The organism is Streptomyces sp. NPDC026301, from assembly GCF_055567935.1.
Genome location: NZ_JBVHPN010000005.1, coordinates 21425 through 32428, shown reverse-complemented (window position 1 = coordinate 32428; position 11004 = coordinate 21425). Strand labels below are relative to the sequence as shown.

Below are 11004 nucleotides of genomic sequence, written 5' to 3'. Positions count from 1 at the left end.
CAGCGAGGGGGCTCGCGCACGTGACCGACGCTCCCGACTGGGAGAAGCTGCGCGAACGGGCCCGGGACGCGATGTCCCGGGCCTACGCGCCCTACTCCGGCTATCCCGTCGGTGCGGCGGCCCTCGTGGACGACGGCCGCACCGTCACCGGCTGCAACGTGGAGAACGCCTCCTACGGCCTCGGCCTGTGCGCCGAATGCGGCCTGGTCTCCGAGCTGTTCGCCACCGGCGGCGGCCGGCTCACCGCGTTCGCCTGCGTGGACCGGTACGGCAAGGTCCTGATCCCCTGCGGCCGCTGCCGCCAGCTGCTGTACGAGCACGGCGGCCCCGACCTGCTGCTCGACACGGAGTCCGGGATCAGACCGCTGTCCGACCTCCTCCCGGACGCCTTCGGCCCGGAACACCTGTCCCGCTGATGTACCGCTGAACTGCATGCGATCACGGAAAGGAAGCCGATGGACGCCATCTCCGTCATCCGCGCCAAGCGCGACCGCGCCGAGCTGACCGGCGATCAGATCGACTGGGTCATCGACGCCTACACCCGCGGTGAGGTCGCCGACGAGCAGATGTCGTCCCTCGCCATGGCGATCCTCCTCAACGGCATGAACCGCAAGGAGATCGCCCGCTGGACCGCCGCGATGATCAATTCCGGTGAGCGGATGGACTTCTCCTCGCTCGCCCGCCCCACCGCCGACAAGCACTCCACCGGCGGCGTCGGCGACAAGATCACGCTGCCGCTGGCCCCCCTCGTCGCGGCCTGCGGCGCCGCGGTACCGCAGCTCTCCGGCCGCGGCCTCGGGCACACGGGCGGCACGCTGGACAAACTGGAGGCCATCCCCGGCTGGCGCGCGCAGCTCTCCAACGCCGAGATGCTGGACGTACTGGGCTCCGTCGGGTCGGTCGTCTGCGCGGCGGGCGCCGGCCTCGCCCCCGCCGACAAGAAGCTCTACGCGCTGCGCGACGTGACCGGCACGGTCGAGTCGATCCCGCTCATCGCCTCCTCCATCATGTCCAAGAAGATCGCCGAGGGCACCGGCTCGCTGGTCCTGGACGTGAAGGTGGGCTCCGGCGCCTTCATGAAGAACCTCGACGACGCCCGCGAACTCGCCGCGACCATGGTCGAGCTGGGCACCGACCACGGCGTACGCACGACCGCCCTGCTCACCAACATGGCCACCCCCCTCGGCCGGACCGCGGGCAACGCACTCGAAGTACGCGAGTCCGTCGAGGTCCTGGCGGGCGGCGGCCCCGCCGACGTGGTCGAGCTGACCCTCGCCCTGGCCCGCGAGATGCTGGACGCGGCGGGGCTGGGGGACGCCGACCCCGCCAAGGCGCTCGCCGACGGATCCGCGATGGACGTATGGCGCCGCATGATCCGCGCCCAGGGCGGCGACCCGGACGCGGCGCTCCCCGTGGCCCGCGAACAGCACACCGTCCACGCGTCCGCCTCCGGTGTCCTCACCACCCTCGACGCCTACGCCGTCGGCCTGGCCGCCTGGCGCCTGGGCGCCGGCCGCGCCCGCAAGGAGGACCCGGTACAGGCCGGCGCCGGCGTCGAACTCCACGCCAAGCCCGGTGACCCGGTCACCGCGGGCCAGCCCCTCCTCACCCTCCACACGGACACCCCGGAAAAGTTCCCCGCGGCCCTGGAGGCCCTGGACGGCGGCGTACTGATCGCCCCCGAAGCCAAGCCCGCCACGCCGCCCCCCGTCGTGCTGGAACGTATCGCCTGACCTGGGGTTTTCTCGTACGGGTGAACGGGACCGGTGGACCGCCACCGGTCCCGTTGGGCGTGCTGGTATGGCGTGACCTACGACAGGGGCCCGCAACGACCGGATCGCCAAGGCCGTGGGGTACGCACGAGCCGGCGTCCCGCTGTACCTTCTCATCGACCAGTGGGCTCCCGCCGGCCCCGCCATCACCCTCTACGGCGAGACCACGGACGACGTCTACCGCGTGCTGTGGAGCGGTAAGTTCGGCGATCAACTGGACCTGCCCGCTCCCTTCGGTCTCACCCTCGACACGGGGCTCTTCCCCGTCGACCGATGACGAACAGACGAAGGGGCCGTCCCGCCAGGACAGGTGGCGGGGCGGCCCCTTCGGGCTTGGGGGCGGCTATGCCGCCTTCTGCAGGTGCAGGACGCGCTGTTCGGCGACCGCCTTGCGCGTGGCGTACAGCGTGACCGACGCCGCCGCGACCATGGCCAGGAGGCCGAGGGCGACCGTGGCGGGCCAGCCGCCGGCGTGGAAGGCGGCGGCGCCGAGCGCGCCGCCCACGCTGGAGCCGATGTAGTACGCGCTCTGGTACAGCGCCGACGCCTGCGCACGGGCCGTCTTGGCCGTGCGGCTGACCGCCGAGGACGCCACCGCGTGGCCCGCGAAGAAGCCGGCGGTGATCAGGACCAGGCCGAGGACGACCAGGACCAGGACGTCGGCGAGGGAGAGGAGCAGGCCCGCCGCCGTCGTGCCGACGGCCAGGTAGAGGGCCCCTCGGCGGCCCAGCCGGCCGACCAGGCGACCGGCCGCCGCGGAGGAGACCGTACCGACCAGATAGACCAGGAAGACCGAGCCCGCGATGCCCTGCGGCAGCGAGAACGGCTCGCCGACGAGGCGGTAGCCGATCACCGTGTACACCGCGCCGAAGACCGTCATGAAGAGCGCGCCGATGGCGTACAGGCGGCACAGCAGCGGGTCGGAGAGGTGGCCGAGGATCGTCCGGCCGAGCGCCTTCGGGCCGACCGCCTTCGGTACGAAGTGCCGCGCCTTCGGCACCATCAGCCGGAAGACCACCGCGCACACCACGGCCATCACGCCGACCGCGCCCAGCGCGGCCCGCCAGCCCCAGGCCTGGGCGACCCAGCCGGTCACGATACGGCCCGACATGCCGCCGATGCTGTTGCCCGCGACGAACAGCCCCACCGCGGCGACCAGCGCCTTGGCCCGTACCTCTTCCGCCAGGAAGGCCATCGCCGAGGCCGGGACGCCGGCCAGCGCCACGCCCTGGAGCCCGCGCAGCGCAATCAGCGATCCGAGGGAGGGCGCGAACGGCACCAGCATCGCGATCACGGCGGCGACCGACAGCGAGACGGTCATCATCGTGCGGCGGCCGAACCGCTCGGAACAGGCGCTCAGCGGCAGCACCGCGAGCGCGAGCCCGAACGTCGCCGCCGACACGGTCCAGCTGGCCTGGTCCGGGCGCACCCCGAGGTCGTCGGAGATGGCGGGCAGCAGCGCCTGCGTGGAGTACAGGAGGGCGAAGGTGGAGATGCCGGCCGCGAAGAGGGCGAAGCTCATCCGGCGGTAGCCGGGGCCCCCGGGCCGCAGCTTGCCGGCCTCGGGGTCGGCAGCGGGGGCGGCGGAATCGGCGGTGGTGGACGACAGGGCAGAGGCGTCCGCGCGGGTGACGGCGGACGCCCTGGTATCAGCAGGAGGCATGACTCGAACGTACGGCGGCGCGTTTCATGCGTCCAATGCATAGAAACGCGATAATCGATGCCATGCGGCATGATCACAGCTCACAGCGCCCCCTGTTGCAGGTTCGCAACAGAAAAGACACCCTCGATTCGTCCTGGGCGCTGGCACTGGCGCCCCGCCTCGCCCAGTTCGAGGCGGTGGCGCGGCACGAGCACGTGACCCGCGCCGCGTACGAACTGGGCATGCCGCAGCCGACCCTCAGCCGCGCGATCGTCCGCCTGGAGGAGGAGCTGGGTGTCGCGCTCTTCGCGCGGCACGGCCGCACGCTCTCCCTCAGCCCGGCCGGCCGCGCCTTCCTCGGCTCCGTCGAGCGCGCGCTGACCGACATCGAGCGGGCCGCCGAGTCCGTACGCGCCGACGCCGACCCGGCCGCCGGCAAGGTCGCCTTCGGCTTCCTGCACACCCTCGGCTCCGAGACCGTACCGGGCCTGATCCGGACCTTCCGCGCCGACCATCCCCAGGTCCGCTTCCAGCTGATCCAGGGCTTCGGCGAGGCCATGCTCGACCGGCTGCGCGCGGGCGATCTGGACCTCTGCCTGACCTCGCCGGTCCCCGACGCGCCCGAGCTGGTCGCCCGCCGCCTGGACGAACAAAAGCTGCGCCTGGTCGTCCCCGACGACCACCCCCTCGCCACCCGCAAGCGCATCCGGCTCGCCGAGGCCGCCGACGAGCTGTTCGTGACCCTCGAAGAGGGCTTCGGGCTGCGCCGCATCACCGACGCGCTGTGCGCCGAGGCCGGCTTCACCCCGAAGGTCGCCTTCGAGGGCGAGGAGGCCGAGACGCTGCGCGGCCTGGTCGCCGCGGGCCTGGGCGTCGCCCTGCTGCCGCCCCCGCCGGTCCCGCGACCGGGCGTCGTCGAACTGACCGTCACAGCCCCGCGCGCCGTCCGCGAGATCGGCGTCGCCTGGCTCGACGGCCACGTCGACACACCCCCGGTGGCCGCGTTCAAGAAGTTCCTCCTCAGCCGCCGGGGGCAGTTGCTGCACTGAGGGCGGGGCGGCTCGCCTGTTTCCTGGCAGGGCCCCTCCCTCTCCCCACAAGGGGCAGCCCCCGGGAGCCCGGTGACGAGGCCCCTCCCCCACCTCCGCCACACTGCTCCCGAAGCTACCGCGCCCCACTGACAGTCCGACCCGAGCCGGCTCACACCCCCAGCGAAGCCCCGAAGCCCGCTGCCAGGGGCATGCGGAGGCCGAGGGGCGGGGGTGCGGCCATGGCGTCCTGGACGGGGCGGGAGTAGGCGCGGTGGAAGAGGGAGCCGAGGACGAAGTCGGCGGTGAGCGAGCGGACTTCGGAGCGGTGCTGGTGGAGGCCGTGGCCGTCGGAGTGGACCTCGAAGCGGCAGGTGTCGCGGTTGATCTTCTTGGCGCGTTCGGCGTAGCGGTAGGACAGGTCGGGGTCGATGCGTTCGTCGTTGGTGCCGTGTACGAGCAGGACGCGGCGGCCGACGAGCTGTTTGACCGGGTCGGGCGGGGTGGCGTCCGGGCCGGCCGGGAGCCAGGGGGCGATGCCCAGGACGGAGTTGACCGCCGGGTGGCCGGCGGCGAGGAGCGCCGCGCGGGCGCCCGTGCCCGTACCGACCAGGCAGACCGGGACGTCGCCGTAGCGGCGGACGACCTCGGCCACCGCCCACTCCGCGTCCCGCGCGGGGTGCGCCGCGTCGCCGTTCCAGCCGCGGCAGCGGAAGCGCAGGACGTGGGTGGTCAGCCCGTCCCCGCGGCCGGCCCGCGCCAGGCCGGCGGCCAGCGCGCGGGCCGTCAGCGTGGCCACCGGCGAGGGGCGCCCGGTGCCGGTCTCGCCGCCCTCGGGGAGTAAGAGGGCGACCGCGTTCACCGCGCCGCCCGCCTGCCCCGTACCCGCTCCCAGTCGTTTCCCCAGCCGGGCCGTACGCCCGGACAACGATTGCCCATCCATGGGCAGAACGATGGCAGACGGGGGGTCGGTGGCCTACCCCGTGTACGGGTCACTGTTCCGTATCGGTGGCACGGGCGGCCGGGCGCGCCCGGAGGCGCCCGGCCGCGAGCCGTACCCCGGTGGCTCGAAGCCCGCCCAGAAGGGGCTGAATCGCTAGTGCGTTCTACGCGCGTAGGGGCTACAGTGCCGCAATGACGAGCCAGACCACCCATCTCCCGACCGCAGAGCAGATCCGCCGCGCGCCGAAGGTGCTGCTCCACGACCACCTCGACGGCGGCCTGCGCCCCGCCACGATCGTCGAACTCGCCCGCGAGACCGGGTACGACGGCCTGCCCGAGACGGATCCCGAGAAGCTCGGCATCTGGTTCCGCGAGGCCGCCGACTCCGGCTCGCTGGAGCGCTATCTGGAGACCTTCGCGCACACCTGCGCCGTCATGCAGACCCGCGACGCGCTGGCCAGGGTGGCCGCCGAGTGCGCCGAGGACCTGGCCGCCGACGGCGTCGTCTACGCCGAGATCCGGTACGCGCCCGAGCAGCACCTGGAGAAGGGGCTGACCCTCGAAGAGGTCGTCGAGGCGGTCAACGAGGGCTTCCGGGAGGGCGAGCGGCGGGCGCGGGCCAACGGCCACCGCATCCGCGTCGGCGCGCTGCTCACCGCGATGCGGCACGCGGCGCGCGCCCTGGAGATCGCCGAACTGGCCAACCGCTACCGCGACCTGGGCGTGGTCGGCTTCGACATCGCGGGCGCCGAGGCCGGCTACCCGCCCACCCGCCACCTGGACGCGTTCGAGTACCTCAAGCGGGAGAACAACCACTTCACGATCCACGCGGGCGAGGCGTTCGGGCTGCCCTCCATCTGGCAGGCGCTGCAGTGGTGCGGCGCCGACCGGCTCGGGCACGGCGTGCGGATCATCGACGACATCCAGGTCGACGACGACGGCGGCGTGAAGCTGGGCCGGCTGGCGTCGTACGTGCGCGACAAGCGCATCCCGCTGGAGATGTGCCCGACCTCGAACCTCCAGACCGGCGCGGCCAGTTCGTACGCCGAGCACCCGATCGGGCTGCTGCGCCGGCTGCAGTTCCGGCTCACGGTCAACACGGACAACCGCTTGATGAGCGGCACGAGCATGTCGCGCGAATTCGAGCACCTGGTCAGGACGTTCCAGTACACGTTCGACGACATGCAGTGGTTCACCGTCAATGGGATGAAGAGCGCCTTCCTTCCTTTTGATGAACGTCTGGCCATGATCAACGACGTGATCAAGCCCGGTTATGCCGAACTGAAGTCGGAATGGCTCTTTCCGAAGGGCACCACGGCGTCCGTGTGAGCAGGGCGTACTGACGCTGAGTGAGGCGCTGGGGCGGGGAGTTCGGGACGTCCGCCGAGGCGGCGAACCGGGCATGTGGGATGTTTGCGGCTTGGGCGATCATGTCTTTAGCGTCAAGTGCCGGACAAAACCCCGTCACGAGGACAAAAGTTGATGAAGCAGGGAACCGTCAAGATCATCGGTGCCGCGGCCCTCGGAGCGGCCTTCGCCGCCACCGCGGCCGGCACCGCCTCCGCCGCTTCTCCCGCCGAGCCGGTCACCGGTGCCGCCAGCGGCCCGCTGCAGGGTCTCACCGGTCAGGTGGCGCCGTCCTCCGACGACGGCGGCACCAAGAGCACCACGAACGCCAAGGGGAACCTCCTCGGCGGACTGCCGGCCGGCGGCGTCACCAAGGGGCTGGGCGGCGGCCTCCCCCTCGGCGGCTGAGACGCCGCCACGCACCGCGCCCCGGCCCGTACGTCATCCGTACGGACCGGGGCGCGGCTGTGCGCGGTGGATCACCAGTCTTCGCCGTACCGGATCACCAGGCTTCGTTGTACTTCTTCTCCGCCGGCAGGAAGATCCACAGCGCGAGGTAGACGAGGAACTGCGGGCCGGGCAGCAGACACGACAGCACGAAGATCACGCGCATCGTGGTGGGGGTCGTGCCGAAGCGCCGGGCCAGGCCCGCGCAGACTCCGGCGATCATCCTGTTGTTGCGGGGGCGGACCAGTGCGGCGGCCATGGGGCTCGACTCCTTGCTCGGTTTCCGGGTCCGCTTCCGGTGCGACCCGATAGCTCCACGCTAGGTCCGCGAGCCGGACAGGACGTCGGCCTGCGGAGCGATACCGACCCTGGGGATCGTCGGGGTAGTGGCCACCCCCGCGTACTCCCGACGGCGGAGCCGGGCCCTGACCACAGGGACGACCACCAGGTGCGCCAGCGCCACCCCCAGCGTGTTCAGCAGCACCACGTCCACGTCCGGCACCCGCCCCGGCACCGTGCCCTGCAGCACCGCGACGGCGAACGCGATCATCGCGCCCGTGAAGACCGTACGGGTGAAGGACCCCAGCGCCGAGGCGGTCAGCCGGCCGCCCGCGAGCGGCAGCAGCACGCCCAGCGGCGCCATCAGCAGCACCGCGCCGCCCAGCTGGTGCACGGCCTCCCAGGGCCCCAGCGCCAGCGCGGCACGGATCGTCTCCAGTGGCCGGAGATTGGCCGCGGGTACCCAGGGCACCGCGCGTGGGCGCAGCATCACGGAGTAGACGATCGACAGGTGCGCCAGAAGGAGGACGAAGCCCGCGGCGCGCATACGGAGCCCGGCCCCGCCGGAGTCATGACGCTGCACACCGGACCAGACGCCACGACCGGCGGCGGCGGTTCCGTGCGGGTGGTCACAGTGGGAACCGGTCCGGGACCGGGGATCAGCCCTTCCCGTCCGCCCCGTCCGCCCCGTCCGGGGCCGGCACCGGGCTGCCCCAGTCGGCGTGCCGGGCGATGTCGGGGTGGCGCAGGACGGCGTCGGAGCAGCTGTAGTGGCGGGGGGCCGCGGTGTCCGGGCCGCCGAGCACGGCGGCCCGCTTCCCGTCCACCGGCAGCCGCGTCCCGTACGTGCACACCAGCTGTGCGAGCGCGAACGACGGCAGGTCCTCGGGGCGGACGTTCAGCCGCAGCGCGTCGTCCGGGTCGCCCGCGCGCGGCCCGGACACCGTCAGATCGTCCGGTACCGCGGTGTCGAAGCCCGCGTCCTCCTCGCCGGGCGCGGGCCGCTGCCGCAGCTCGTTCAGGAGCGTACGGGCCACCTCCGGCCGGTCCTCGGACGTACCGCCCTTGGGCAGCGACACGGTCCGCTCCACCGGGACCAGTCCCGAGCCGCACACCAGGTAGATCGTGACCGGGTCGCCGACCGGCACCTCGGGCACCCCGGCCGGCTCCTCGGCCCGGCAGCTCACCCGCGAGGGCGCGCCGCCCGCGTCCACCGGCACCGACGTGCCGCGGATGCCGCAGCCGGCGGCGGCCAGGAGCAGCGCCAGGGCAGCGGCGGCCCGCCGGGCCTGCCGCCTCGTGGCCCGCCTCATCGCTCGCCCTCCGACGCCGAGCCGCCGTCGCCGTCCGGCTGCTTGCGCTCGGCGGACGCGAGCCGCGAGGCGTCCCTCGGGAGCCGCAGCGTGAAGACCGCGCCGCCCTCTTCGGAGTTGGCGGCGGTGATCTCGCCGCCGTGGATGTGCGCGTTCTCCATGGCGATGGACAGGCCGAGGCCCGAGCCCTCCGAGCGCGGCCGGGAGGCGCTGGCCTTGTAGAACCGGTCGAAGACGTGCGGCAGCACCTCTTCCGGGATGCCGGGCCCGTGATCGCTCACGCGCATGAGCAGCCACTCGCCCTCGGTACGGATCGATACCCGCACCGGCGAGCCACCGTGCTTGAGCGCGTTGCCGATGAGGTTCGCCAGGATCACGTCGAGGCGGCGCGGGTCCAGCCGCGCCATGATGCTGCGCTCGGCGTCCAGCTCCACCGCGTCCAGCCAGGCCCGCGCGTCGATGCACGCGGTCACCTGGTCGGCGACGTCCACGTCGTCCAGGACCAGCCGCGCCGTCCCCGCGTCGAAGCGGGTGACCTCCATCAAGTTCTCCACCAGGTCGTTCAGCCGCCGGGTCTCGCTGACCACCAGCTGCACAGCGGGCGCGATCATCGGGTCCAGCGAGTCGGCCTCGTCCTCCAGGACCTCCGTCACGGCCGTGATCGCGGTCAGCGGCGTCCGCAGCTCGTGCGACATGTCCGCGACGAACCGCCGCGAGGACGCCTCCCGGGCGCTCAGCTCCTCCACCCGCTGCTGCAGCCGCTCGGCGGTCCGGTTGAACGTACGGGAGAGATCGGCCAGCTCGTCGGTGCCGGTCACCCGCAGCCGGGTGTCCAGCTTGCCCTCGCCCAGCTCGCGCGCGGCCGTGCCGAGCCGCTGCACGGGCCGCAGCACGGTCGTCGCGGCGGCCTGCGCCAGCAGCGCCGAGCCGACCAGCGCGAGCAGCGTCGCCACCCCCAGCGACCACGCCAGGGAGTTGAGGTCCTGCCGCTCGGTGGCCAGCGACTTCAGCATGTAACCGGTCGGGCCGCCGCCGATCATCTTTGCCCCGGCCACGAAGTACGGGCCGTCGTCGATCTCCTGCCGCTGCCAGTACAGGTGGTGCGGCGCCTTGTTCGACGCGTCGACCGGCCGGCGCTGCTCCACGGCCTTCTGCAGCGTCTTCGGCACGGTCGTGAGGTTGAGCAGGTCCTTGTCGGTGGTGGCCGCGCAGGGCTTGCCCTCGCTGTCCTCCGCGATCAGCAGCACCGCGTAGTTCTGCGGCCCGGCGGCCATCTGGCGTGCGGCGTCCCGCAGTTCCTCGCAGGCCGGATGGAGCGGCAGGGACCGCGTGCGCTCCGCGAGCTGGGTGCGGAAGTCCTTCAGCGCGGCGTTCTGCGTGCGGTCCAGCACGGTGTTGCGGTTGAGCCAGTACGCGATGCCGGACGCCGAGACCGCGGCGGTCAGCGCCACCAGCGCGAAGACCACGACCAGGCGCAGCCGCAGGCTCGTCCAGCGCAGCAGGCCCGAGGCGACACCGCGCAGCCGGCCCGGGGCCGGTTCGCTCACTGCGGGGTGTCCAGCCGGTAACCGACCCCGCGGACCGTGCGGATCAGCGTCGGCGAGGACGGCACGTCCTCCACCTTGGCGCGCAGCCGCTGCACGCACGCGTCCACCAGGCGCGAGTCGCCGAGGTAGTCGTGCTCCCACACCAGGCGGAGCAGCTGCTGTCTGGACAGCGCCTGCCCGGGCCGGCGGCTCAGCTCCAACAGCAACCGCAGCTCGGTCGGCGTCAGTTGCAGGTCCTCGCCGTTCTTCGTGACGGTCATCGCCGAACGGTCGATGACCAGCGACCCGAACGTCGCCGAGTCGCTCGACTCGCGTTCGCCGCGGCGCAGCACCGCCCGGATGCGGGCGTCCAGCACCCGCCCCTGCACCGGCTTGACGACATAGTCGTCGGCACCGGACTCCAGTCCGACGACCACATCGATGTCGTCGTTGCGCGCGGTCAGCAGGATGATGGGCAGTTGGTCCGTACGGCGGATCCGCCGGCACACCTCGAAACCGTCGATCCCCGGCAGCATCACGTCCAGGACGATCAGGTCGGGGCGCTGCTCGCGCAGCAGTTTCAGGCCGTCCTCGCCCGTCGCCGCGGTCACCACACGGTGACCCTGGCGCGACAGCGAGAGTTCGAGGGCCGTGCGGATGGCGTCGTCGTCCTCGATCAGCAACAGGAAAGGCACGTGCGCCATTCTG

At 72.6% G+C, this 11004-nt stretch carries 13 protein-coding genes; 6 read left to right on the top strand and 7 right to left on the bottom strand.

Features of this window, described 5'->3' with window-relative positions; genetic code table 11:
• Positions 1-71 precede the first annotated feature (71 nt).
• The 3 genes from ACZ4MH_RS09880 (at position 72) to ACZ4MH_RS09870 (ending at position 2049) form a co-directional block, all read left to right on the top strand.
• Positions 72-416 carry a cytidine deaminase gene (locus ACZ4MH_RS09880; RefSeq protein WP_351590965.1) on the top strand — a complete coding sequence of 115 codons (345 nt, stop codon included), beginning with the start codon at positions 72-74 and terminating at the stop codon, positions 414-416.
• Positions 417-455: 39 nt separating this feature from the next.
• On the top strand, positions 456-1733 hold the full coding sequence (locus ACZ4MH_RS09875) for a thymidine phosphorylase (RefSeq protein ID WP_351590855.1): 1278 nt from the start codon (positions 456-458) through the stop codon (positions 1731-1733).
• A gap of 115 nt (positions 1734-1848) precedes the next feature.
• Entirely contained in the window at positions 1849-2049 is a 201-nt protein-coding gene (locus ACZ4MH_RS09870) for a hypothetical protein (protein ID WP_351590858.1), read from the top strand.
• Between the two features lie 66 nt (positions 2050-2115).
• Here the strand turns inward: ACZ4MH_RS09870 and ACZ4MH_RS09865 are convergent, their stop codons facing one another.
• A complete protein-coding gene (locus ACZ4MH_RS09865) occupies positions 2116-3435 on the bottom strand; it encodes an MFS transporter (RefSeq protein WP_351590861.1) in 1320 nt (439 codons plus the stop codon).
• A 62-nt stretch (positions 3436-3497) separates the two neighbouring features.
• Here ACZ4MH_RS09865 and ACZ4MH_RS09860 point away from each other — a divergent pair, with 62 nt between their 5' ends.
• Entirely contained in the window at positions 3498-4463 is a 966-nt protein-coding gene (locus tag ACZ4MH_RS09860) for a LysR family transcriptional regulator (RefSeq protein WP_351590864.1), read from the top strand.
• Between the two features lie 151 nt (positions 4464-4614).
• Here ACZ4MH_RS09860 and ACZ4MH_RS09855 read toward each other — a convergent pair whose 3' ends face one another.
• Complete coding sequence (locus tag ACZ4MH_RS09855; protein ID WP_351590867.1) at positions 4615-5385, bottom strand: alpha/beta hydrolase; 771 nt, start codon at positions 5383-5385, stop codon at positions 4615-4617.
• Positions 5386-5576: 191 nt separating this feature from the next.
• Here ACZ4MH_RS09855 and ACZ4MH_RS09850 point away from each other — a divergent pair, with 191 nt between their 5' ends.
• The gene (locus ACZ4MH_RS09850) at positions 5577-6713 is read left to right on the top strand and encodes an adenosine deaminase (protein WP_351590870.1); all 1137 of its coding nucleotides are present in this window, start codon (positions 5577-5579) and stop codon (positions 6711-6713) included.
• A 153-nt stretch (positions 6714-6866) separates the two neighbouring features.
• Positions 6867-7139 (top strand): hypothetical protein, encoded by a 273-nt coding sequence (locus ACZ4MH_RS09845; protein ID WP_351590873.1) that lies wholly within the window; start codon positions 6867-6869, stop codon positions 7137-7139.
• A 94-nt stretch (positions 7140-7233) separates the two neighbouring features.
• Here ACZ4MH_RS09845 and ACZ4MH_RS09840 read toward each other — a convergent pair whose 3' ends face one another.
• The 5 genes from ACZ4MH_RS09840 to afsQ1 all read right to left on the bottom strand — a co-directional run bounded on the left by ACZ4MH_RS09840 (position 7234) and on the right by afsQ1 (position 10991).
• Entirely contained in the window at positions 7234-7437 is a 204-nt protein-coding gene (locus tag ACZ4MH_RS09840; protein ID WP_351590876.1) for a PspC domain-containing protein, read from the bottom strand.
• Between the two features lie 60 nt (positions 7438-7497).
• Positions 7498-8040 carry a VanZ family protein gene (locus ACZ4MH_RS09835; RefSeq protein WP_467754446.1) on the bottom strand — a complete coding sequence of 181 codons (543 nt, stop codon included), beginning with the start codon at positions 8038-8040 and terminating at the stop codon, positions 7498-7500.
• A 76-nt stretch (positions 8041-8116) separates the two neighbouring features.
• Entirely contained in the window at positions 8117-8770 is a 654-nt protein-coding gene (locus tag ACZ4MH_RS09830) for a hypothetical protein (RefSeq protein WP_351590879.1), read from the bottom strand.
• Positions 8767-10416: a sensor histidine kinase gene (locus tag ACZ4MH_RS09825; protein ID WP_467754445.1), complete on the bottom strand. Its 1650-nt coding sequence runs from the start codon at positions 10414-10416 to the stop codon at positions 8767-8769. Before ACZ4MH_RS09825 ends, ACZ4MH_RS09830 begins: the two co-directional genes overlap by 4 nt.
• Complete coding sequence (gene afsQ1, locus ACZ4MH_RS09820; RefSeq protein ID WP_131124765.1) at positions 10314-10991, bottom strand: two-component system response regulator AfsQ1; 678 nt, start codon at positions 10989-10991, stop codon at positions 10314-10316. Before afsQ1 ends, ACZ4MH_RS09825 begins: the two co-directional genes overlap by 103 nt.
• Positions 10992-11004: the final 13 nt, after the last annotated feature.